Origin of the sequence: Burkholderia sp. SCN-KJ (assembly GCF_024656005.1) — a bacterium.
Classification (GTDB): domain Bacteria; phylum Pseudomonadota; class Gammaproteobacteria; order Burkholderiales; family Burkholderiaceae; genus Burkholderia.
In genome coordinates this window covers 1-22,949 of record NZ_JANKOG010000050.1, presented here as the reverse complement: position 1 = coordinate 22,949, position 22,949 = coordinate 1, and the positions used below count along the sequence as shown (strand labels likewise).

Below are 22,949 nucleotides of genomic sequence, written 5' to 3'. Positions count from 1 at the left end.
TGAGGGTCCTACACGGTGTCATTTGATGCGACCGTAATGCCCAAGCCCGGATGCACCCAAGACCGAGTCTCGGGAACGCATCTGGGTGGGCTCCGAGGCCGGGCGGAACGCGCATCTGGAGATAGCCTTCATCGCGCAGGATCGTATAACTCGTCTCAACCGCGCCGCGCGCCGTCTCCAGTTGCGTCGCAAGGCCGCGCAGCGCAGGCACGCTATCGTATAGACCCGGATGTCGTGCGGCGATCGCGGTTCTGAAGCGCATGCGGATCGGCAGCCAGATCAGCTGCGGTAGTTGGCGATTGATATTTAGACTGAATGCGTTAGGCGGCTGGCTCTTGCCGGCAAGCGAAGCGGAATCAAGATGTCTAGGTCCGATCGACAATTTTTCACACCTTTCGATAGCTCATGATCTTCCCATAACGTCCTGCCGCGACGATACGGCGGTGAACCTTTTCGCAACGCACGGCACCGCGAGGCGCTTTCGCGCGTTCAGTCACTCTCATCTGAAGAAGCTACCATGAAGATCGTTGTGATCGGTGGTTCCGTCCAGTGATGAGCGTGAATATGTCGCGGTCCTATCACATCACTTAGGTCGCCATCGCCAAACTGGAAAGGCATATTCGAGCGTCCATGTGGTTAGCGCGACCGCCAGCGTCGTTGACGCCGCGCAGAGATGCGCGTATTCGGTTCTGCCAGCTCTGGCGAAGGGGTTACTGTTCAGCCACAACTGGGGTCATCATTTTGACTGAAGATGCGATACATCTCGGTGACGCCGTGCCGGGCGAGAAAGCCGCGTCATATAGGAGTTGGTCCGGACGGACGATCGCGCTTGCGCGGGAGCTAGCCATCGAGCCTGGCGATCCAGAGCGCGGCCTGCGCCAGCGATGGAGTCTCGACCGGCGGCGTGGTCCCGCTGCGCACAAGGCGGTGGAGCGCGAGGCACTCGGCAGGTTGAAGCAAGACTTCACACAGCAAGTCGCCGTCCACTTGCGCCGACGGCGTCGCATACAAGATGCACTGCGGGATCACGGCAACGAGCGGGTTGGCACGCACGAATCGTTCGAGATCGCGACTTGGTGTGCCGTCACACGACAGCCGCTCTTGAGCGCGCGATGCCGCGAAGGCGAAACCGCGATGGCGCGAACCGCTGCGTCAGACGAGCAGTGCGGGCGATCGCGCGACCCGCGCGCGGGATCTGCAATTCGATCTGCTTCAGCACCGGCGCCGCGGATAACGATTCCCACGGCTCCCTGCGCTCCGCCGCCGGCGCGAAAGCGCCGGTCCTTCAGCACATCAAAATTGATACTCGCCGTGACGATATTGCGACACAAGTCGGACAGCGAAACATCGTCGAGACCAAGATGACTCGCGATCCCGCGCAGGCTCTTGCTCTGAATCGGCGTCATGTGCCGATCGCCGGCCGCGCCGCAATAGTGATCGCCTTCGTGTCCGACGCCAGCCACTGGGAGCGTCGATTCAACTATACCCCGCTGCGAGCCTATCCAAACCACGCTATGCGCCCGCACAGGCGCGTTCATGCGATAGGCAGGAGGAGAATCGCGATTGGGGAACATCAATGTAATTCACAGGCGATACATCCGGCCCTATCGCTCGCCGATCGAACGTGTTAGATCGATCATGACCTAGTCTACCGATCATTTCTTGGCTCTACAGCTCGTCTCATCAAGTCGATATGATTGGCGCGATGCAATATGGAGAACATGCATGGACACGACCGTGAGGTTCCAGCACCTCGATTCCCCCGACGATTGGACGCGCGCGTTCGAGGTCATGAAGGAGCTCCGGCCGCACCTCCCGGACGCCGACGCCTTCTGCGCGCAATTGCGCCATCAGCACGACGAAGATTATCGCCTTCTCGCCGCTTGCGACGCCGAAGGCGTAATCCTCGGTCTGGCCGGTTATCGCGCGCAAACGAATACGTTGTACGGACGTTTCATCTATGTCGACGATCTCGTTGTGACCGCACGTCTGCAACGGAGCGGCATCGGAGCGGAATTGCTCGACAAGGTCCGCGAGATCGCACGTCATGCGGGCTGCGCGCATTTCGTGCTCGATACCGGTTTGCACATGCCGCTCGCTCAACGCTTCTACTTCCGCAACGGTCTTCTCGCGAAAGGCATGCACTTTGTCGAATCGCTCGCTCAGAACGACTCGGAGTTCACACGATGAAGATTCTTGTTGTCAACGCAAGCCCGCACAGTGAAGCGAGCCATGGTTACGGTTTCTCGCTCGAGATGATCCGCGGGTTGGGCAAGAGCGCGCATGTTTCAGTGATCGAAAGGGATCTCACGTCACATCCATTGCCGCCGATAACGCAAGACTATGCGCTAGCCATTACTTCGCGCGATCCCGATGCGAGCCAGTTCGACGTGTCTGAGATGCTCATCCGCGAGATCGAAACGACGGACGTGCTCATCATCAATACGCCGATGCATAACTTCACGGTGCCCGCCGCGCTGAAGCTGTGGATCGACTATGTACTGCGTGTTCATCGCACCTTCTCCGTGTCGGCCGAAGGCAAGGTCGGTTTGATGCGCGACCGACCCACGTTCGTGATCGTCGGTTCGGGCGGATTTCATAGCGGCGAGCGTCCGTGGCAGAGCGATTTCCTCACGCCTTATCTGCGTTACGCGCTCGGGTCCATCGGCTTGAAGAACCTGCACTTCGTCTTGCTGCAGGGACTCACGCGCGGCGACGAAGCCGTGGCGGACGCCCTGCAATCCGCTCGCGAAGAAATCGCGCAGCACGCACTCTTCGCGTCCGACAACACGATCACGCTCTAGCGATGCTTATCCAGCACGCGTGCGCCGCCGCGTACACTCGAGACACGTGGGCTCGGCGGCATCCGTAAGATGGCGAACCCGAGCATCCTGGCGTGCAGTGTGCGCTTCCGGCGCACCGAGATACTCTGACAACAGGCTGCTCGCACTCGACCCTGCTTCGCGCGCCCGGCGATCGACTGGTCATCGACGGTGCCGATCGCGGCCGCGTTGAACGCGATGACGAGCTGCATGCATCCCAGGGGTGACCTAGTGCTCGCCCTGTCCCCGAATCCCGTCATGAGGGTCCTCCGCGAATAGCTCCCGCGGCGCCGCAAAGAGCGGGCGCGTGCGCTTCAAATGCGACGCGAAGTGGCCTTGCACGATGGAGTCCGAGAGGGCCCCTTGCAACAGATGCAGCGGTCAGGGGGGGCGTGGCTTTGCTTAGCCACCCGAAGCGCGAGATCACCCGCTCCAGCGACACAATAAATTCGACTCTCCGAGCAACGCGCGCGTTAAAGCGTACGGCGACGGTATCGCGGGCATCCATAAGCGCGATAACGACGCTCACGGCAAACACCATGCGTCGTCAACCGGAGAAGGGGCTCCCTGATGAGCTCGCGTATGTCCACTGTCATTGAATTTCCATTTCAACCACGCTTGTCTTGATTAAGGTGCCATGGGCGGCGTCATCGTTCGGATAACCATCAGCGGAATGCTCCTCGGTGTCAATCGCCACCGAAATCCTGCAAATCGCGTGGGATTTCGGGACAGGCGCTTCGACAGGTCTTGACTACCCGACCGACGTGCGCAATCGGCTCCCCACTGCGGCGTAATTTCCGCGGATGGGCGACATTAGGGAAATTCGCCGAGATGACGGAACAAATTTATACTTCTGCGAAACTGTCCTGAGCGACGTGAAGTCTGGTGCGTTATCGCGTACAAACACGCTTACGCCCTAGCGGCGGACAGAATGGACCTAACTCGTTGCGCCAAAAACAGCGCGAGCTTGCGACCCGCCACGAGCTCGACGTCGGGATTGCGCCGATAGAGGGTCCGCGGGTCCTCATCAAGGTCGTCGAGATGTTCCGCCGCATGGATGTAAGGGTGAAGCGTGCCCCGAACGCGACATTCATGTCCCGAAAGCCCCGGCAGGTTGTGAGAAATGGATTGCCGCGTGCCGGCACACCGCCCCTGAGCGCTAGCTCGACATGGACGCGATCAGGGGCGACCAGCAACCCGAGCGTACTTTCGCCGCCGTAGCTCAGCGGGTCGACATTCGACGCGCCACCACGAAACATCAGACCCCTCACACCATAGAGCCAGTTTTCGACGCCGACGGTGTCCGCTGTAGCCGGAATCAACCTCAGGCTCACGCACGAGCGGGACATCAACGCACATACGTAGCTGTTATGCTGGTCGCGTTCGCCCGAAAAGAAGCGATCGCACCCCCGCCCAACCGAGCGCCGATGCGGTCCGTCCGGAAGCGTCATGCGTCTCCGAGGGCAGAATGACCGGCAACCGGCGCCACAAGCGATTTCAGGTCAAATGCGGGCTCACCGACATGGGCCGGCGTCGGGTGCGCCCCCGCCGCGAGTAGCTTGCGCGCGAGCATATGGTCCTGCGGACGGTTTATGCTGTCAACGGCGATGAGCTTCTCTTCCCGAAAGTAAAATACCGAGAACTTATGGTCTTCGACCGAGCCGCGCACCACGAACTCCGTGAAGCCGGTATTCACGCCGACCATCTGCAGCTTAATGTTGTATTGGTCCGACCAGAACCACGGCAGCGCGCGGTAGGGCACCAAGCGCCCCACGATGGCCGAGGCGGCCGTCTTCGCCATGTCGTTGGCGTTCTGCACGGACTCAATGCGGCCGGCTGCATTCATTGATCCACAGTGCGGTAAAAAAGAAGCGCAGTCCCCTGCGGCGAAAATCAGGGGGTCGCTCGTGCGAGTGAACGCGTCGACCGCAATGCCGCCCCTCACCACTAAGCCACTGTCGGAGGCGAGCTCCGTGTTTGGGGTCACGCCGATGCCCACAACGACAAGATCGGCCGGCAATCGGCGCCCATCATCAAGTTCGACCGCGACCCTGTCGGGATCGGGTAACATCGCGACCACCTTGCGCCCGAGCTCGAACGCGACGCCGCGGTCGGTGTGCTCGCGCTGGATGTACTCGGAGAGCCAGGGTGACGCGACGCGCGCAAGCGGACGTGATTCCGCCTCAACGACTATCACTTCGAGCCCCTGTTGACGCAACGTTGCCGCCACTTCAAGACCGATGTAGCCACCGCCGATGACAAGAGCGCGGCGGGCAGTCTTCGCCGACCGGGCCAGACGCCTGGCGTCGCCAAGGTCGCGAAGATAGTGCACCGCCTCGTGCGTGGCGCCGAGACAGTCGAGCTTGCGCACTCGCGCCCCCGTCGTGAGCGCCACGTGGTCGTAAGCGATGCGCGTGCCACTATCCAGTTCGACTTCCTGCCGTGAACGGTCGATGTAGGTCGCACGGGAACGAGGCATCCACTCTATCTTCTCTTCCTTGAAAAACGCCCGCGAACGCAGGGGCAACCGATCCTCCACATCGGTACCCGCCAGGAACCCTTTCGAGAGGGGCGGGCGGTGATAAGGCTCGTCAGGCTCGTCGCCGAGCAGGACGATGTTCCCGTCGAATCCGAATTCGCGCGCGGATGCAGCGAGCTGGGTGCCCGCGTGCGACGCCCCAACAATCACGAGAGTCTTTTTCATGATGTCAGCCCTGCTTCTGGGGAATCTGCACAACCAGCCCTTGCATCGCGGGCGTCACGACTAGCTGACAACTCAGGCGGCTTTCGGGACGGCGCTCCGCCGCCACTCCTTCGAGCAACTCGAGCTCAGCTTCATCGGGCACGGGAAATCCAGCCGCCGAGGACATGTCTACATAGACGTGACATGTCGCGCACGAAAGGCAACCGCCGCACTCCGCATCAATTCCGCGCACATTATTGTGAATGGCGGCTTGCATTACACTGGTGCCAGTTGGCACATCGAGCTCCCGACGCTCTCCGTCGCGCAGAATGTAAGTGACGATAGGCATGAAATCTCTCCTCCACGAAGGGAACGCCGTCAGAAGGTTTCGAAATACTCCCGGTGTTCCCACTCGGTGACTTCCAGGTTGAAACGGTTCAGCTCGGCTTCCTTGAGCTTGCAGAAATAGTCGATGAAGGAGTCGCCGAAGCCTTCGCGCAGACAATCGTCCGCGCGCAGTGCGTCGATAGCGGCACCCAACGTGCGCGGCAGCGAATCTGCGTGCGTTTCATACGGCGCATCAGCCGACGGCGGCAGATCGAGGTTGCGGCACAGACCGTCCATGCCGGAGAGCACCTGCGAGCCAAAATATAGGTATGGGTTGGCGGTTGGCTCGCCTACGCGGTTCTCGACCCGACTTGCCGGGTCGTTGAGGCCGCCCAGCACGCGGAGCATCACGCCCCGGTTGTCGCGACCCCAGATCGCCCGATCGGGCGCGTTCGAATACGGGCGATATCGACGGTAGCCGTTGACAGTCGGCGTGGACAGTGCCGTGGCGCCCTGCGCATGCGCGAGGAGGCCTGCGAGATACTTCTGCCCTACTGCCGACAGTGGCTCACCATCGCGGGTCGGGACGAAGGCGTTTTTGGCATCCGAGACGTTGACGAGGGACTGGTGCAGATGCCAGCCACTTGACACGACGTTCGGAATCTTCGGACGACACATAAAGGTCGCATGATAGCCGTTGCGCCGGCAAATCTGCTTGACGGCGCTACGGAAGAGAATCATGTCGTCAGCGCCGCGGATACCCTTCGTCGGCGCAAACGTAAACTCGAACTGGCTCGGCCCATACTCGACCTCAAGCGAACGCACGGGAAGCTCAAGCGCTGAGGCGTTCTTGCGAAGCAGCTCCATCACCTCGTCGACGGCGTCGTAACGCAACTCCGTCAGGTACTGATAGCCGTGGGAGAGCAGCTCGACATCAGGCGGCGTGCCTGGCTGACCAGAATGCTCGGGCATCATGTTCGGGTTAGTGACCTTGAATACGTGGAACTCGACTTCGAGGCCCGACATGAACTCGTACCCGCGATTCGAGAGCTGCTCGAGCACACGGCGGAACAGATGGCGTGTTCCAAATGGCACGGGGTTGCCATTGGTGAAGTAGACGTCGCACATCACCCAGGCCGTATGCCGCGCCCAAGGAAGGACGCGGAAGGTCTCGGGGTCTGCGACCATTAGCGTATCGCGCGCACCCTGCATTTCCGTCATGCCAAAGCCCCCGCCAGTGGTGAACACGGGGAACACCGTGCGGTGTGAGGTGTCCTTCGCAAAGAGCGTGGTCGTGAGCGTGACCCCGTTCTTGAAAGCGTTGATAGCCTCATCGACGACGAGAGTCTTGCCGCGCAGAAGTCCGTGCTGGTCGGGAAACGAAAACCGCACCACCTGGACATCACTTTTTTTCAGACGCTCGAGCAATACCTCGTATGCGTCGTGCTGACTATCTGTCCACAGGCCATGTGATTCTACGAAAGACATGCTTGCATCGCGCTGCCGCCGTGACCGCGCGCTCCGTTCAGGTTGCGGGATGGTCTTTAAGCCTTCGGTGCCAGCCACGGCGCCGCCGCGCGGCGCTTGAGGTCCGACTCTTTCCAATACTCATCCCAGCGGTCTGCCGGGCCGATGCCATCGATGGATGCGGGACCCGTGAGGCGGGCGGCCTGTTCTTCGTCGATGATCATCAGCGTCTTCTCGCCCGCCTGATGCTTCTCGATAGCTTCGACCAACAGCCGGCGGTACGCAATGATGCCTTTGTCGGTCGTGCCCAAGTGCTCGCGTGTGCGGTCCTGGATGACGCCCTGTGATTCGACGGCCCACTGATCGTGCACGTTTATGTCGAAGCCCATGCCTGTGTAGGTCTCTGTCTTCTGCTCGTTCAAATCAAAGCCATAGTTGTTGCGCTTGTTCTTCCGTGACGTGTAATCGGGCAGCTCATACAGATCGAGCCTCTGCTCGCGCATCTGTGCCTTGTTGGGCGGTTTCGAGAAGCTCGTGAAGATGGCGTACCAGTAGCAGTTCTCGTCGTCGACTGGCACGTGCCATTGGGAAATGGTCATCTCCGAACTCATCGGAATCACGAAGGCCTGCGGGAACACGACGTTGGTCACGCGAACGTGCGTGCGCTCATCGCTCAGTGGGCGCTTCGCGATGAGGCGCAGCCCGTACTCGGCTGGGTTCACCAGGATCTCGGGCGATTCGAATTCGCGCAGCACCTTGGTGATGGGCATGTCCGAGTCCGCGGACACGCCGCGGAACTGCTTGCCGTAGCTCTCACCTACATCGTCATCTTCGAAGAAGCGATGAAGGAACGATGCGTGGGCCGGGTCGATGCCGACTTCCAGCGCCTGGAGCCAGTTGCATTCGAAAAGGCCCTTGAAAGCGAACGTGTATTCGCAGGGCGCGGCAAAGCAGTCGAAGTTCGGGAAGGCGGGCGGCTCGCCCTTTCCGATATAGGCGAAGAGGATGCCACTGCGCTCAACGATCGGGTAGGCGCTCTGACGGACGCGGCTACACAGCGTGCTGCCCACGGGTTCTCCCGGCGTCGATAGACACTTGCCGTTGGTATCGAAAAGCCAGCCATGGAACGCACAGCGGATGCCGCCACCCTCGAGGCGGCCCGCCGCCAGGTCGGCCCCGCGGTGCGGACAGTCACGGTCGAGCATTCCGTAGTTCCCCAGCTCGTCCTTGAAAACGACGAAGTCCTGCCCCATCAGGCGTACGGCACGAACCGGACGGTCGACGACTAGCTCGTCGACCAGCGCCACGGGCTGCCAGTGGCCGCGCAACAACTCGCCTGCGGGCGTGCCCTTGCCTACGCGCGTTATCAGGGCGTTTTGCTGGGAACTCATCATGACTTTTCTCCGGTAGGTGGGGGATGCAGTCGACGAAGCAATGTATCCAACTCGCCGTCACTTGAGACCGGATCGTATTCCAGTGAATTCACAACCTCAATCATTGTATGCACTACATTGATCCGCCCCCTTCTGGAAAGGATGCTCGACAACTTCAAACCGAGCGCCTACTATGTTGATTTAATTGAATATTATTTATTAATACAGGGTTTTCACTTAGTAACACAGATTGATAAGCTCCAATCTTTCTGCATACATTAGAAAACTCGACGCGATACCGGATCAGCACTTAGACACGACTGTCGCCCACTTGGTCTACACTGTATGCAGTCAAGGCCGACTTGATGCGGCTCGCATGACCGACCGCAGGAGAGAAGTAATGGAATCCCAGCAAGAGCGCGTACTGGTCTATTTGCGCGACCTGATACTCAAGGGCGAATTTGCGCCCGGCGAGAGACTAGCCGAGGTGGCACTTGCCGAACGCTTGCAGGCTTCACGGACGCCAGTGCGACTTGCGCTCACCACCCTCCAGCAGGAAGGCCTCGTGGAACCCTCGCCGGCGGGCGGCTATGTAATGCGCCGCATCACAGCCACGGAGATTGCCGACGCTATCGCGGTCCGCGGACACCTGGAAGGGATGGCCGCGCGCTTGGTCGCCGAGCACGGGGTGCAGCGCCAGCTCTCGAACGGGCTTAACGAATGCCTGCGAACGGGCGACCGCCTGCTCGCGAAACAGGAGCTGACACTCGACGACTATGCGGTGTATACGGACATGAACAACCGCTTCCACCAGCTGGTCGTCGAGGCGTCCGGCAACGCAGCACTCATCCGAGCCATCGATATGAATAACCGGCTGCCCTTTGCCTCCGCGAGCGCGATGCTGCCGATGCAGTCGGCGCTACATGAAGGTCGCGACTGGCTGTTTATGGCACACCGGCAGCACCACGGTCTCGTGCACGCGATGGAAAAAGGCGAAGGCACGCGGGCCCAAGCACTGGCTTCCGAGCACGTCCAGATTGCGCAGATGAACCTCAACTATGCACTGGAAAGCCCGGAGCTTTGCAAGAAGCTTGCGCCCGCCATTCACCTGGTCGCAGACGCAGTGCTTTAAGCCTGCACTCGATTTCACCAGATCGTCGTGCACTGGATCATGTCAGCGGCGACCCAGGAACGCTTGAGCCACCCGTGTGCACCAGTATCGGAACATGGGCCAGCATAACGCCGATGAAGTATAGCTAGCCGGACATGCGGCCAAAACGGGCACTTTCCTCGTGCACCGCATGTTCGGCACCCACCCAACACACTCACTGCGTGGTCGCCTGCTTCCCGCCTTGCCACAACGTCGGCCGCTGCTGGCACATGAAAGAGCACGGCAATCCAGTTGATTACGTTCCTGCATGCGTTTCCCACTTCATTCCATGCCTCCGGAATAGTTGCAAGTTCCTCGTGCAGCTCAAGAGCAGCGTGCCCCACGTCGAACCGCGCTCAACTCTCCGCAGCGTACAGCAGGCGGCGAAATCACCCTTTCCCCGGGCCACTGATGGCTGACCCCACAACCGCCCGACCCGCCGTCGCATGCAACCGCTTCTCCCTCGGAACATGGACTAGAAGCGGAGCCCAAGAGCACCGGCAAGATCCACCGACACACGAATGCAAATACGGGTCACAAGGGGGATTCGACGCGAACTCCAGCTCCTCAGGACCGTTCGACGATAGCAATGCTCAAACGGCCTGCCGCATCGTCCGCCATTCCATGGCAGCAAGGAAGTGAAACATCTGCAAGATCAAATTGCACGTCGTTCAATTCGACTGCCCGGTCAACTATCGCATCCGCCAAAGCTGGTAGAAAATAGCTGCCGCCACCGAACTCATTTCTCAACGTGTTCTACAGTCATGTAATCCAAGGCGCACGTGCGTGGCCAAAATGACTCACTGGGCAGTCGGCACGCAAAACCCCCTGTTGGAAGCGGAACGTATCGAATCGACACGCTACCCGCTAAACTTCCATCCACGCCGCACCGGCTCGGCGCCGAGCGAGCAAAGAATCAGGAAACGCCCCGAGGCCGGCACCCTCATTAAAAGGTCCAAGGATCCATGCGGGAAGTTGGTACAGCACGGATCGCCGCTGGGCCTCAATGGAACGTGTACGTGCCGTAGTGAGATGCACGGCCCGCCGTGCACTCAGGGACTCTGATCGCGCGTGCGCGAGATGAAACAACCAACTGCGCATCAGTAGCCCCTCCTACACCGCCTTGACCATACAGCGTGCCGCTCCGGGCCGCGCGGCCAAATCCACGCATGATAGTGGCCTAGCACCAGGAACGAATATTTGCACTGCCGATGCCCACAGAAATCTGCGCTGCCAGCGAAGTTTGGGAGAGACGGTCCAGCTTCGGTTCCAGAATAGCCATGACCTATGGTGCACTAAAAATTTACGTTCTTGGTTCTTTTTTATGAACCCGTAAAAGATCATGCTTCTAGCCTCCCCGGAGCTAATCATGAAACACCAGTGCATCCTTCTTTCTCCTGTAGTGGCTGCGAGTATGACCTTCGGCGCGCGGCGGCGGCTCGCGGTGTCGGCGATACGGTCAAGCCAACCTTCTCAAGGGCGGTTTCGAACATGCCTGGCAAATCGCTCGTCGCCGTGGAAGCCTCTTACCCCCGGCCGGGCCTCGTATTCCCATACTCATGTCAAGTCGGCTTTCGTTTACGCATACGTCGTCTTGGGCGGCGTGGCCGTCAAGGTGAACAATGAGCCGCAGCACGTGTACAAGGCAGGGGAGAGCTTCTTCAAGGAGCCCGGTTCATGCCATTGAGTAACCCGCGACGTGAGCGCACGACCGCGCCCAGAAAGCTACCCGCGGTATTCCTTGGCAATTCCGACGACGTGGAACTTACGACCAACGAAAAGTAGGAGATTGAGATGAGATTGGACTACCCCAAAGCATCGCCCGATGGTGTAAAGGCGTTTCGCGGCGTGCACAGTTATATCATGCAGTCGGGTCTCGAAGACGTCCTGATCAACCTCGTCTATCTGCGCGTGAGCCAGATCAACGGATGCGCCTACTGCCTGGACTTGCATACCCGGGATCTGATCAAGAAGGACGTAACGCCCGCTAAGCTTGCCCTCGTGCAAGCCTGGCGCGAAGCAGAATCGATGTTCAGTGACCGCGAAAAAGCCGCGCTAGCGTGGGCAGAATCAGTGACCTGTGTGGCGGACACTCGCGTGCCCGACGACCATTTCAATGCCGTTGCTGCAGTGTTCAGCGGGAAAGAGCTTGCGGACCTCACGATGGCAATTAGCTTGATGAACGCCTATAACCGACTCGCCATCAGCTTCCGCCGCGTCCCTGACTCCGCATTGGCCGCGAATCATTAAGATTTGCCGCCCCTCTGGTACCGAGCGGGAAAATTGAGAAGCACAACTAAACAGGTGCGTATTCTCGTTTATGTTCCGAGATGACACCATAACTACGATTTAACGAATTCCGCGGCTGCGACGGGCGAGAACCGACGCAGCGGTGACTTTCTTGTATATCTAAACGTATGTGAATTAACAATCGAGACACCGCACCAAAAAGTCGCTCCGACTTAAGTTCAAAAGATACACCATCTCCGTTTACAGAATGCCATTTTGCAGAGTCATTCTGTTCCTTGATGGCACAAGCAATCATGGTCAGTCTCGAATGTTGGTCGCCGAATGATTATTGACAAAACCGAGAAACCATCCATGGCGCTTTCAAATTCAGAACGACAACGACGGTATCGGCAGAGGCGCCTCGGTGCTGGAGGAAAACACGAGCGCATCAGTTGTCTTGTATCCATCGCCGCGAAGCGAAGTCTAGAGCGCTTGGCATTTCATTTCAATAGCACCATTACAGACACAGTCGAGATGCTGATTAAGGAGAAAGCCAATGAGGTGCTCAGCCAGCTTGACGAAAGTGGGAAGCTGCGCTTCTTTTCGCAAGGACTCGTATCGGAGGACATCTAACGATGTAGTCAGGTGCACAATGAGGCGGATTCACGGCTCACAGTAACGCGTCTACGACGATGTGTCGTTTCGATCCGAGCTTTCCTCGATCTGTCGGGTTCGGGCCGGTTTCCTGGCCCCCCCGGGTCTGGAGACACTGGCTCCATCGACGCTTGCCCGCTCCCAATCGATCTGGTCGTGCTCACGCAGCCGACGAAGCATCGCCAGGTGCAGCCGCTCCCATACGCCGGCGTCCTGCCAGGCTCGTAGACGCCGCCAGCACGTCATGCCACTGCCGAAGCCCAACTCCTGGGGGAGGTCTTCCCACGGAATACCGGTTTGCAGTACATACAAGATGCCGTTCAGTGCCGCTCGGTCATCGACCGTGCGCCGCCGTCCACCCTTGGGCGAGGGCGTGAACTCCGGAATCAGTGGTTCGAGCGCCACCCATAACTCGTTACTGATTTTGCGTCTTGCCATGCCGCAACGATATGACGTTCGTAGCCTCATGTCCAAGTTGTGTTCGCGGCTCTTAGGCTGAACGCTATCGGCACATCGCGCCACGGTCGTCGGAACCGATCCGGAAGACAGTCTCGACATGCCAACGATTGTCGCTTGCCGGTCGCCCCGAGGGCGCTTTCTTGACCTGGTAAGACGGAGTCGACTTGTGCCCATACTTGATTGCCAAACAGCGTTCGACTCATCTTAGCCTGCTCGCACAAAAGACACGGTGCAGACACGTTTCATCGAATATAAACAACCCATAGCGCCGAGCGTAGTCCCCGATGTCGAAATCCGTATCTCCCCCCCGCCCCACTCGGCACCGCGTCCTGGCGCCGGCCGACAGCACGCGTGGCCACACCATCGCTTTCTCTCGCTTCCGGCTGCGGCGTGGCGCGGGCCAGCTTATCGCCGACGGCGAGATTGTCGCGGTCGGCGCGCGCGCGCTCGCGATCCTGATCCTGCTGATCGAAGCGAGCGGCCGTGCGGTGCCGGTGACCATGCTGCGCGATGCCGTCTGGCCCGGAATCAAAGTCAGCACTAGTACCGTTCAGTCCGAGATTTCTGCCTTGCGGCGCGCACTCGGCGACGACAGCGACCTGATCGAGACCGTGCCTCGTCGCGGCTACCGCTTCACCGGCGATCTGCGCATGGTGGAACAGCTCGACATCGACGGCGGCGACCACCTGGCCCGTGACGCGACGCAGTCAGACGATCTAATGACGCAGCCCGGGGGCGACGCCGTGCCGCCCGCGTCGCGGGGACGCGACACACTCTCACACGTCAAGCCGCACGATCTCACGCCCTTCGTCGGCCGCCACGCTGAACTGGCCGAGCTGCTGGCCACTGTGCCAGCGGCGCGCGCCGTAACGCTGACTGGTGCGGCCGGGATCGGCAAGACGCGCCTGGCGATCGAGGCTGCCCGAGGCCTCGCGCCCTCCTTTCCCGACGGCGTCGCCTACGTGCAGCTGGCGACGCTGTCGACGCCCGATCGTGTGGTGCACGCGATCGCAGACGCGCTCGGCGTCGACACGCGCGGCGGCGAGCTGGGCGCAACTCAACTGGCTGAGACGCTGCGCGAGCGGCGCCTGCTGATCGTGCTCGATCATGTCACACCGATGCGGCACGCGGCGGCGGGGGTGATCGAGCAACTCACAGCCACCACTCCAGGCGTACACGTGCTCGCCTCGTCCGACACGCCGCTGGCGGTCGGCGGCGAACGCGCGATCGCAGTGGCGCCGCTCAGTTTCTCGACCGACGCGCACCAACCATACGACTCCGGCGACAGCGACGCGCTGGCGTTGTTCTTCGCGGCGTTCGCGCGCCGCCGGCGCCGCGACGGCACGCGTCCGGCCGCACGGCTGCCGGCCGATGCGCTGACGGCCGCTGTCTCTATCTGCACGAGCCTTGACGGCATGCCGCATCCGATCGAACTGCTGGCCGCCAACCTGGCTGGGGCGCTTGTCTCGAACGGAGACTTGCACTCGGTGTTCGAAGCGTGCGCCACGGATCTAGACCACTTCCTCGCGCAGCGCTCGGGCTCGCGACGGCGCCTGCTACCGCACGCGGACCTGCAGATCGCCAGTCTCGACTTTGTGCACGGCCGGCTCGACGCCAACACACGCACCACGCTGGACCGTCTCGGACTGTTCCACGGCGCCTTCGAGGAGGGTGCGGCCATCGAGCTGCTGATTGCCTTCGACCGCGCTCTCGGCCTCACCGAACCGCCCGCTGAAGCGGTCCGCGAGAGGCTGCGCCACTTAGTCAGCGCGGGCCTGATCGACGACGTCGAATGCGACGGTGAGATGCGCTTGCTGCTGGCGCCCTCGGTGCGCCGCTTCGCGCTGGCCACGCTGGCGCGCACGCACGAGCGGGCCACTCCGTTCGCGCTGCACGCGGCGTTGATCGCTCGCATCGTAGCGCGCCGCTTCGGCGCCAACCCCTTTCTCGCGCCACCTTCGGTGCGTCATGACCTGGCCGACCTGCGCGGAGCGCTCGAATGGGCGGTCGACGCCAGAAAACCAGAGCTCGGCGCGGACCTGCTCGACCATACCGCCCCCCTGTGGATGCGGCTCTCGCTCGGCGACGAATACGTTGGCTGGGCGCGGCGCGTGGCGATCTGCGGCTACGACGGTGAGGTGCGCCAGATCCGCCGTGAGTTGCGCGTAGCGGCCGTGCTCGCCAACGCACTGACCTGCAAGCGCAACTCGTCCTGTGAGGCGGCCCTGCAATGGCAGCGCGTCTACGAGATCGCCAACGCCTGCGCCGACAACTCGACCCGCCTCCGCGCGCTGCAGCACCTGTTCTTCCGCGCCCAGATCCGCGGGGAGACCGATCGCGCCCGCGAATTCGCGCGCAAGTACTCAGAGATCGCAAACGCGGCGAACTGGCCGGCCGCTCAGCACAACGCGCGATTGATCGAAGGGCTTCTGCGCGCCTATACCGGCGACTTGCACATGGCGATCCCTCTGTTGAGCGGAATGCTCGACGGGACCGACACCCCACCGCCGGATGTGATCCGTGAGGCGCGTGTGCTGGCCACACGGCACGGATTTTCACTGCATCTGATCGCTGGCGCGGCGCTGTCGACTGTTCAGTGGCTGGCAGGTGGCACGGCGCGCAAATGCGAGATCCCCGAGCTAAACGCTGTCGACACCGAGCCGCTGTCCTGCTGTGTGACCTTGCGCCACGCCTGCGCGCTCGCGGTCGCGGAAGATGACGCGCCCCGCGCTGAGGCATACGCGGCGGCGCTGGTCAAACTGGCAGGCTCAGCCGCGCCGCAGCGCTGGCTGCGCACCGTGTTTGATGTCCAACGCTGGCTGCTCAGCCGACAGGGCGATGCGTCGGTCGCGCTTTCGCTGGTGGAGGAGATCGCGCGCCGCTTCGAATCATATCGCCTGCCGTCGGTCGAGCTAGCGTTCGTCACCACCCTACTGCCAGCGATCCCCGTAGCCATTAGGCCCGCACTCGCTGACACGCTCGCGCACGGCATCGCCCAGGCCGTGCGCCGCGCCGATCGCACCGGCGAGCGCTGGGCCATGCCCTGGTTGCTGCACCTGCAAGGCATGCTGTCGCGCGCACGCGGAGAGCCGCACGAGGTCACGCGCCGCGTTTTCCTGCAGGCGCTGCGCTGCGCCTCCGAGCAGGGCGCTTATCGCATCGTCGAGAGGATCCGCCTCGATCTCGACGCGCTCGACGGTGCGGACGCTACCTGAATCTCGCCCGAATTCGCGAAGAATGCGTGACATTCCCGACTCCGCAACATCGAATTGGCGACGGAAGCCTCCGTGACTAGTGACCGTTATCCACACCCGCTATCATGGGCCTATACGCCAAGGTGAGAGCCTCGCTCCCCGGGCGTGGCTCGCATACGTTCCAGGAGCCACGATGCCGTCGTTCAGGCCTGTCCTCGCCCGTCTCGGTAGCGGTGGTAGCGGCGCCGCCCAGCCAGAGAGTAGGTCAATGCTCTCGGCATGCAGGGCATCACACACCCGATGCCGACTGTCGGCGCGCAACCGGGTGCACCGTTGCCGGAAGCGCACACACGCGCCGATGCGGCGTGGCCCGCCCGCTCCACGCACCCGCGGACTGCTCCGCTGGCTCATACAGCCAATCCGGCTGCTCACGCCGGCCACAACGGGCGGGTGACAGTCACCGGGCATACCACGAACACTGCCGCGCACGCGCAGGCGCCGGTCACCGAGCTGTCCGCGCCCTTCGGGTGGCACTCGAGTGACCTGGCCTCGTTTTCACGTATAGAAATTCACGCAGTGATCAACCTAGGCTCATAGTCGACGGCGGTAAGGTAGTCGATCGAAGTATGCGTGCGTTGACGATAGTAATAACCCTCGATCCAATTGACGATATCCAGGCGAGAATGGGCGCGCGTTTCGTAGTGGTTCTGATAGATTCTCTCGGCCCTCAATGTCTTGAAGAAACTCTCCATCGGCGCGTTGTCCTACGCGTCGGCACGACTGCTCCTCGAAACGTTTATCTTGAACAAGGCGGCCAGTTTCCCGTAGGCGCTGCTGATATATTGGGCGCCGCGATCGGAGTGCAGCGACAAATCCAGTAGCCGTTTGCGTTGTCAGCAAGCGCCGCGCAACGCGTGGCGGACCGGACCCGAGTGATCCGCTTTGACATCGACCGGCCCACGACACGCCGTCTCGTCAGATCCAGGATCGCTGCCAGCTACAGCCAGCCTTCGCCGGTCCTGACGACCGGGAGAGTAGGCCGGCGGAGTTTCACCCCCAGCCTCTCGCAGAACCGGACGTGAGCCTCTCGACTCATCCGGCCCCCATCATCCAACCGCCGGAAGACATCCCATTCCCCAGTGCGCAAAGGCAGCCGGAAACCGACGCGCCAGCCGCCCGAGGGCGTGTCTCCCCCGCGTTTTATGGCGAGCGAGAGATTTGTACTTGCGCATCATCCAGCGCGTCAGGTAGTCGCTCATGTGTTTCCAGATCACCGACATCGCCGAGCCATGGAAGCGGCCGTAGTACTGCTGCCACCCCCTCAGAATCGGATTGAACATCGCTGCCAGGTCGCCCAATTCGCGGTCACACATCAGTTGCAGATGCCATCCCCGGATAGTCTGCCGCATCGCCTTGAGGGCGTCACGGCTGACCGCCGGGGCGAAGTTCACGTAGACCCGTGAACCGCACCGGGAATCGTGGAGGCTGGTTGGTTTAAGTTAATGCGGACACGTCAGCGGCATCTCCGAGTTGCCTGTAGTAGTTTGCCTCAGCTTCAGCAGGCGGGATATAGACGAGCGGTTCCATCAGCCGATGGTGGTTGTACCAGGCGACCCATTCCAGCGTAGCCAGTTCGACGGATTCCCTCGTTTTCCAAGGGGCGCGCCGATGAATCAGTTCCGTCTTGTACAGGCCGTTGATCGTTTCGGCTAGCGCATTGTCGTAGCTGTCGCCCCGGCTGCCGACCGACGGCTCGATGCCGGCCTCAGCCAGCCGTTCGCTGTAGTGAATGCTGACGTATTGGGCCCCTCTATCGGAGTGGTGTCTCAAAGTCCCGTCCTCGCCCGGTTGGCGGGTGTACAGTGCTTGTTCAAGTGCATCCAGAACAAAGTTCGTGGTCATCGACGAGCTGACGCGCCAGCCAACAATACGGCGGGCGAACACGTCGATCACGAATGCCACGTACAGCCAGCCTTGCCATGTCGAGACATACGTAAAATCCGAAACCCAGAGCTGATTCGGTCGGTCAGCCTTGAACTGCCGGTTGACTCGGTCCAGCGGGCGCGGCGCGCTCACATCGGGAATCGTCGTGCGAACACGCCTACCGCGAATTGCGCCACGCAAGCCCTGCAGCTTCCTCAACCGTCCGACCGTGCAGCGTGCCACCGCAATGCCTTCCCGGTTCATCTGCGTCCAGACCTTCGGCACGCCGTAGACCTGCATGTTGGCTTGCCAGACACGCTTGATCTTCGGTTGCAAAAGCTCATCGCGTTTCGCGCGGGCGCAGCGTTTCCACGGATCGCGAAGTTGTGCTGCATGGCGTCGGTAGCCCGACGGAGCAATCCGCGAGAGCTTGCAGATCGGCTCGCCCCCGAAGGTGTCGCGATGCTGATCAACGAAGGCCTTCGGGACTTGAAACGGCGGTCGAGCTCCGCCTGGGCGCAAAATGCGCTGGTAGGTCCAATGAGTCGCTGCAACGGCCTCGCATAGCTTATCGGCCGGAGACATGAAGCCCAATGTCTTTCTGGGCCTTTCATTGAGCCGCGCTGCGATCTTGTTCAATTCCGCCTGCAAGTATTGATCAAGTGGCGTACCGTGGGGGCAAGTACTGACGCAGGAGTCGGTTCGTGTTTTCGTTGGTACCACGTTGCCAAGGACTTCGCGGGTCGCAGAAATAGACCTTCACGTCCGTGGCGATCGTGAAGTCTTTGTGGTTCGCCAGCTCCATGCCGCGGTCCCAGGTGAGCGACTTGCGTAGATGCTGCGGCAACCGCTTAACCTCGCGCTTCAGGCCCGCCACAACGCTCACCGTGTCTTTTCCCTTTACCTTGACGATGATGGTGAACCTCGAGCGCCGCTCGACCAAAGTGGCGACATGAGTATTGTTGGCGCCACTGACGAGATCTCCTTCCCAGTGACCAGGCACCGCACGGTCGGCTGCTTCAGGTGGTCGCTCGTGAATCGAAACCGCGTCAGCAATCTACGCGAATCGCCTCGTCATCGGCATATCGGTTCTTAAGCCGACCGCTCACTTGCTCTGGAGACCATTCGCGGCAAAGCTCACGCTCGACCGCATAGCGCAAGCGCCGGTTCTGCTCCAGGAGGCAGCGTTTGGGTCGCAGAGCAGCATGCAAGGCTCGCTCATCCGCTTCCAGAGCTCGATAGTGACCCGTTCCGCCGTTACGCGCAATCTCACGGGAAATCGTGGAAGGCGCGCGGTTCAACTGGCGGGCAATCGCTCGAATTGAAAGTCCAGCCGAAACGCCACGCGAGATCTCTTCACGTTCACTCAAAGTCAATGCTCGCAACGACCGCTTACGAGCAGCAGGGGTGTACCCGCCGCATAGTCGGATCACGCCGTAGATCGAGCCAGCAGGCTTGCCTAGCGCCTTCCCGATGCCCAGAAACGATTCACCTGCCCGCCACCGCGGCCAAACCTCGGACTTGCCTTCTGGCGACAACCCCCGCCGTCCCATTTGTGCCATTCGTCAACCCTCCCTCATTCGATATTAATAGGAAGGTGTTGCAACGATCGATTGAACCTACCCTCGCCAGTTTGAGAATCTCGTTGGTTCGGCGGAATTCCTTGACCTCGCGCTCCAAGGCTTTGATGCGTTCAAGCTCGGCCGTACTCACGCCATCGCGCTCTCCACGGTCGACCTCGTCGCGCTTAACCCAATCCAACAGCGTCTGCGGCGTGCAGGCGATCATCGGTGCAATCGATTCGACTGCCGCCCACATCGACGGGTGCTCGCTACGCCGCTCGCGTACCAGGCGCACTGCGCGCTCTCGGACTTCCGCGGAAAACTTGCTTGGCTTCTTGTTCATGGCTCCATTCTCTCAAGAGTTGGAGCCTCCACAAAACTCGGTGCGGTTCATCTAGCAATATCGGTCGATGATCTCGAACAGTTGACGGCACGATTTCGCGACGTACGGTTCAGGCGCCGTGGCAACCCCGAGCAAAAGGCCGGGTAAGGACCAGGATGGAGTCGCGAACCACATGGACAAAGGCGATGGCGCCAAGCCAACGGTCATCGCTTCCCGCGCGATCTGCACGTCAGGCGCCCCGTCGGGGAGTCTGAGAAGTACTGCCAAGCCCGCGTTAACCCACTCCCGGTCGCGGATTCGTAACTGCTCACATAGCGCGTCACGCTGGGCGGAATATAGACGCTTGAGCCGACGCACACGCCGGATGTAGTGGCCATCGCGCATAAATTGTGTCGTGGCTAGTTGAATTACTGGTGAGGGCGCAGGTGCAAGCGTTGCCGCAACCTCGGCGAACGCAGTAGCCAATTCCGATGGAACAACAACAAATCCGAGTCGCAGCCCTGGGCTTATAGTCTTACTAAAAGAACCGATGTGGATAACCCGTTTGCCCTCGTCCAAAGACGCCAAGGCGGGTGCCGCCCTGCCTTCTAGTTGTAGCTCACTGAGGTAGTCATCTTCGATGATCCAGGCGTTGCTTGAGACCGCCCATTCAAGCAGCTGCAGCCGCCGCCTTAAAGACAGGGTCGAGCCCAAGGGAGCTTGTTGACCGGGCGTCACCACGGCTAATGCAGCGTCCACAGCGTTCTCGATTCCGTAGCCTACGTTGACGCCTTCGGCGTCCACCGGTACTGGAACAATCCTCAAACGAGCGAGCTCTAACGCCTTCCGGGTAAGGAGGAAACCAGGCTCTTCCATCCACACCTTCTTACCGTCCAAACCTAACACCCGCAGTGAGAGGCCTAACCCGGAGCTGTATCCCGAGGTGATAAACACCTGCTCCGGGAAGCAATGGAGGTTTCTAGAGATGGAGAGATAGCCCGCAATCTCTCGGCGTAGCTCGAACTCCCCTCTGGGATCGGGGTAGACCAGTGACGAGAGTGATCCCGTCTTCAATAGATTGGAAGAGCGTGCGCGTGCAAAAAGCTTTTCAGGTAGGCCGTCCACCGCGGGAATGCCGAGCTGAAAGACTGCTGGCCCAGCCATCATCTCCTGATAGATCCTCATAACTGCGCCGGGCTGGGGCGCCTCTGGCTGAACCGCCGCCGCATGAGGCCGCGGCGCGACACGGGTACCCCTCGCTCCGAATGTTTCGACCATTTGGGCGTCAGCTAGACGTTCATACGCCGCTTGAACTGTACCGCGCGCTACACCGAGGCGCGCGGATAGGCCCTGCCATGAGGGCAATCGAGCACCAGGTGCGAGCAGGCCTGACTCTATAGCCCGACAAATACTCATACGAATTTGTTCTGACAGGGACAGCTTCGCTGTCCTGTCGAGATGAATCTGCAGGTCCGAATCCATATTCTTGATACACACAAAAATTGGCAATCTTGGTTCTTCAATTCGTACCGTCGATGGTACAAGATCTGAGCGCCGATATGGAGATCCCCCGCCGTGCTCGTTCGTCCGATTCTGACTGCATTTTGCGCGACAGTTGCACTCCCCGTAAGCGCTGGGACTAGAGCGCATGGACCCGACGACATTGTGAAGCCGAATTTTGAATAAACGGTCCCCAATATGCCAGACAAATCGCTCGTCGCTGTAGGAGTCGAGTATCTGCCGGGCGCTGCCTCGGTCCCTCATGTGCATTCAAAGTCTGGCTTCATTCCCGCGTACACGTGATCGTGGGCGTAGTCGAATCAACGGTTAATGATGACGAGGTGCGAGCGTTCCGTGCAAGTGAAAGCCGGTCCGAACCTCCGGGCGCGACCAATCCCGTAATCCAGAATGCAAGCAAGACCCAAGCTGCAAAGCTGTTGGCGGTATTCGTCGTTGATAGCAATGGCAAAGAACTAACCACGTAGATTAAGTAAGCGATTTGTTGAAGCGCGAAATGAGCACACCGACCTCAACAAACGGGTTTTTCCTATTGACGCCATGTTATTTCGTCATGCTTATGAATTGGTGATAGAAAGCGACCGGTCGGTGACCTCTCTCGGGTTCGCGTTAATGCGGATTCTCTGATTGTTTTCTTGCAACCTGGCACTTTCGTTTATAGGAGATGGAATGCCCCAACCCCAACAGTTCTTGCGTACCGTGATCTGGAATGGCCGCCCGTTCGATGGTAAAAAGGGGCAAGGGCGAGAACACCGTTGCAGTCACAGAACCCGCGACCCGCGAACAACCGGACAGTTGGTACTGATTGACCCTACACGTTTTGCCCCGACAGGCGGCAGCGGTCCGCACGCGGGAGACTTGGGCCGCCCTACCTTATGAGGAACGCGAGCAAGTTACGCAAAGCAGCGGTTTCAGTGCGCCAAGAATCTGATTGGCGTATCGAGACTGGCCTTTCCTGAGCATCTCATCGAAATCGTCTTCAAGGCAGTACGGCGTACACCATAGGCTGCCCCTAAAGATCCATGCGGCGCTTTCGATCATGTTCTTCGGGATGCTCTTCGACCTGGACCACTGCCGTGGCCCGTCATTGACCGACGCCGGTCTCGCATTCGTTGAATTTCGCCGCGCGGCCGCGACGAGATGCTCGGCGCGCCGGCAGGGTCACTCCTTAGCCCGAACGGCCTGCGGCCCGCTCGCCTATATCTTCACGCATCTGAAGTTCGATCTCAAAGCGACGACTCACGCAGAGCTCTACCTCAGTTGGCC

General features: G+C 60.5%; 15 protein-coding genes, 6 pseudogenes and 1 other annotated feature. Of the genes and pseudogenes, 7 read left to right on the top strand and 14 right to left on the bottom strand.

Going from position 1 to position 22,949, the window contains the following annotated elements:
• Both NQV17_RS36600 and NQV17_RS36595 read right to left on the bottom strand, forming a co-directional pair.
• Nucleotides 1-382, bottom strand: a pseudogene (locus NQV17_RS36600) (hypothetical protein); the annotation flags it as partial.
• A gap of 643 nt (nucleotides 383-1,025) precedes the next feature.
• Nucleotides 1,026-1,406, bottom strand: a complete 381-nt coding sequence (locus NQV17_RS36595; RefSeq protein ID WP_257775977.1) for a hypothetical protein — start codon at nucleotides 1,404-1,406, stop codon at nucleotides 1,026-1,028.
• 319 nt (nucleotides 1,407-1,725) lie between these two features.
• On the opposite strand from NQV17_RS36595, the gene NQV17_RS36590 reads away from it, so the two are divergent.
• Entirely contained in the window at nucleotides 1,726-2,190 is a 465-nt protein-coding gene (locus NQV17_RS36590) for a GNAT family N-acetyltransferase (protein ID WP_257775976.1), read from the top strand.
• Nucleotides 2,187-2,804 carry an FMN-dependent NADH-azoreductase gene (locus tag NQV17_RS36585; RefSeq protein WP_257775975.1) on the top strand — a complete coding sequence of 206 codons (618 nt, stop codon included), beginning with the start codon at nucleotides 2,187-2,189 and terminating at the stop codon, nucleotides 2,802-2,804. Before NQV17_RS36590 ends, NQV17_RS36585 begins: the two co-directional genes overlap by 4 nt.
• 908 nt (nucleotides 2,805-3,712) lie before the next feature.
• On the opposite strand, the gene NQV17_RS38240 is transcribed toward NQV17_RS36585, so the two are convergent.
• The 5 genes from NQV17_RS38240 to NQV17_RS36565 form a co-directional block, all read right to left on the bottom strand.
• A complete protein-coding gene (locus NQV17_RS38240; protein ID WP_374692800.1) occupies nucleotides 3,713-4,171 on the bottom strand; it encodes a gamma-glutamyl-gamma-aminobutyrate hydrolase family protein in 459 nt (152 codons plus the stop codon).
• 98 nt (nucleotides 4,172-4,269) lie between these two features.
• Nucleotides 4,270-5,526, bottom strand: a complete 1,257-nt coding sequence (locus NQV17_RS36580) for an NAD(P)/FAD-dependent oxidoreductase (RefSeq protein ID WP_257775974.1) — start codon at nucleotides 5,524-5,526, stop codon at nucleotides 4,270-4,272.
• 4 nt (nucleotides 5,527-5,530) lie between these two features.
• Nucleotides 5,531-5,854, bottom strand: coding sequence for a 2Fe-2S iron-sulfur cluster-binding protein (locus NQV17_RS36575; protein WP_257775973.1), 324 nt, complete (start codon nucleotides 5,852-5,854; stop codon nucleotides 5,531-5,533).
• Between the two features lie 29 nt (nucleotides 5,855-5,883).
• Nucleotides 5,884-7,320 carry a glutamine synthetase family protein gene (locus NQV17_RS36570; RefSeq protein ID WP_257775972.1) on the bottom strand — a complete coding sequence of 479 codons (1,437 nt, stop codon included), beginning with the start codon at nucleotides 7,318-7,320 and terminating at the stop codon, nucleotides 5,884-5,886.
• 56 nt (nucleotides 7,321-7,376) lie between these two features.
• Nucleotides 7,377-8,693, bottom strand: a complete 1,317-nt coding sequence (locus NQV17_RS36565; protein ID WP_257775971.1) for an aromatic ring-hydroxylating dioxygenase subunit alpha — start codon at nucleotides 8,691-8,693, stop codon at nucleotides 7,377-7,379.
• Between the two features lie 379 nt (nucleotides 8,694-9,072).
• On the opposite strand from NQV17_RS36565, the gene NQV17_RS36560 reads away from it, so the two are divergent.
• The 3 genes from NQV17_RS36560 to NQV17_RS36545 all read left to right on the top strand — a co-directional run bounded on the left by NQV17_RS36560 (nucleotide 9,073) and on the right by NQV17_RS36545 (nucleotide 12,684).
• Nucleotides 9,073-9,804, top strand: coding sequence for a GntR family transcriptional regulator (locus tag NQV17_RS36560; protein WP_257775970.1), 732 nt, complete (start codon nucleotides 9,073-9,075; stop codon nucleotides 9,802-9,804).
• 1,806 nt (nucleotides 9,805-11,610) lie between these two features.
• Nucleotides 11,611-12,072 carry a carboxymuconolactone decarboxylase family protein gene (locus NQV17_RS36550; protein ID WP_257775978.1) on the top strand — a complete coding sequence of 154 codons (462 nt, stop codon included), beginning with the start codon at nucleotides 11,611-11,613 and terminating at the stop codon, nucleotides 12,070-12,072.
• Nucleotides 12,073-12,393: 321 nt separating this feature from the next.
• Entirely contained in the window at nucleotides 12,394-12,684 is a 291-nt protein-coding gene (locus tag NQV17_RS36545) for a hypothetical protein (RefSeq protein ID WP_257775969.1), read from the top strand.
• A 46-nt stretch (nucleotides 12,685-12,730) separates the two neighbouring features.
• On the opposite strand, the pseudogene NQV17_RS36540 reads toward NQV17_RS36545, so the two are convergent.
• A pseudogene (locus NQV17_RS36540) lies at nucleotides 12,731-13,143 on the bottom strand (IS5 family transposase); the annotation flags it as partial.
• Between the two features lie 305 nt (nucleotides 13,144-13,448).
• Between NQV17_RS36540 and NQV17_RS36535 the strand changes: the two are divergent.
• Nucleotides 13,449-16,379, top strand: a complete 2,931-nt coding sequence (locus NQV17_RS36535; RefSeq protein ID WP_257775968.1) for a winged helix-turn-helix domain-containing protein — start codon at nucleotides 13,449-13,451, stop codon at nucleotides 16,377-16,379.
• Between the two features lie 548 nt (nucleotides 16,380-16,927).
• On the opposite strand, the pseudogene NQV17_RS36530 reads toward NQV17_RS36535, so the two are convergent.
• From NQV17_RS36530 to NQV17_RS36505, 6 genes and pseudogenes are all read right to left on the bottom strand, one after another.
• Nucleotides 16,928-17,382: pseudogene (locus tag NQV17_RS36530) on the bottom strand (DDE-type integrase/transposase/recombinase); the annotation flags it as partial.
• An 82-nt stretch (nucleotides 17,383-17,464) separates the two neighbouring features.
• The gene (locus NQV17_RS36525) at nucleotides 17,465-17,809 is read right to left on the bottom strand and encodes a group II intron maturase-specific domain-containing protein (protein ID WP_257775967.1); all 345 of its coding nucleotides are present in this window, start codon (nucleotides 17,807-17,809) and stop codon (nucleotides 17,465-17,467) included.
• Between the two features lie 43 nt (nucleotides 17,810-17,852).
• Nucleotides 17,853-18,800: pseudogene (locus NQV17_RS36520) on the bottom strand (IS3 family transposase); the annotation flags it as partial.
• Nucleotides 18,693-18,809, bottom strand: a sequence feature (AL1L pseudoknot). It overlaps the preceding pseudogene by 108 nt.
• 15 nt (nucleotides 18,810-18,824) lie before the next feature.
• Nucleotides 18,825-19,843: pseudogene (locus NQV17_RS36515) on the bottom strand (IS30 family transposase); the annotation flags it as partial.
• A 64-nt stretch (nucleotides 19,844-19,907) separates the two neighbouring features.
• A pseudogene (locus NQV17_RS36510) lies at nucleotides 19,908-20,186 on the bottom strand (transposase); the annotation flags it as partial.
• A 51-nt stretch (nucleotides 20,187-20,237) separates the two neighbouring features.
• Entirely contained in the window at nucleotides 20,238-21,647 is a 1,410-nt protein-coding gene (locus NQV17_RS36505) for a PLP-dependent aminotransferase family protein (protein ID WP_257775966.1), read from the bottom strand.
• Between the two features lie 1,075 nt (nucleotides 21,648-22,722).
• Between NQV17_RS36505 and NQV17_RS36495 the strand changes: the two genes are divergently transcribed.
• Nucleotides 22,723-22,949 (top strand): hypothetical protein (locus tag NQV17_RS36495; RefSeq protein WP_257775965.1); only part of this gene is annotated, 227 nt, incomplete at its 3' end.

Coding starts and splice junctions, on each gene's coding strand:
- NQV17_RS36595 (WP_257775977.1), bottom strand. CDS start 1,406: ATGACGCCGATTCAGAGCAAGAGCCTGCGCGGGATCGCGAGTCATCTT.
- NQV17_RS36590 (WP_257775976.1), top strand. CDS start 1,726: ATGGACACGACCGTGAGGTTCCAGCACCTCGATTCCCCCGACGATTGG.
- NQV17_RS36585 (WP_257775975.1), top strand. CDS start 2,187: ATGAAGATTCTTGTTGTCAACGCAAGCCCGCACAGTGAAGCGAGCCAT.
- NQV17_RS38240 (WP_374692800.1), bottom strand. CDS start 4,171: ATGTCCCGCTCGTGCGTGAGCCTGAGGTTGATTCCGGCTACAGCGGAC.
- NQV17_RS36580 (WP_257775974.1), bottom strand. CDS start 5,526: ATGAAAAAGACTCTCGTGATTGTTGGGGCGTCGCACGCGGGCACCCAG.
- NQV17_RS36575 (WP_257775973.1), bottom strand. CDS start 5,854: ATGCCTATCGTCACTTACATTCTGCGCGACGGAGAGCGTCGGGAGCTC.
- NQV17_RS36570 (WP_257775972.1), bottom strand. CDS start 7,320: ATGTCTTTCGTAGAATCACATGGCCTGTGGACAGATAGTCAGCACGAC.
- NQV17_RS36565 (WP_257775971.1), bottom strand. CDS start 8,693: ATGATGAGTTCCCAGCAAAACGCCCTGATAACGCGCGTAGGCAAGGGC.
- NQV17_RS36560 (WP_257775970.1), top strand. CDS start 9,073: ATGGAATCCCAGCAAGAGCGCGTACTGGTCTATTTGCGCGACCTGATA.
- NQV17_RS36545 (WP_257775969.1), top strand. CDS start 12,394: ATGATTATTGACAAAACCGAGAAACCATCCATGGCGCTTTCAAATTCA.
- NQV17_RS36535 (WP_257775968.1), top strand. CDS start 13,449: ATGTCGAAATCCGTATCTCCCCCCCGCCCCACTCGGCACCGCGTCCTG.
- NQV17_RS36505 (WP_257775966.1), bottom strand. CDS start 21,647: ATGGATTCGGACCTGCAGATTCATCTCGACAGGACAGCGAAGCTGTCC.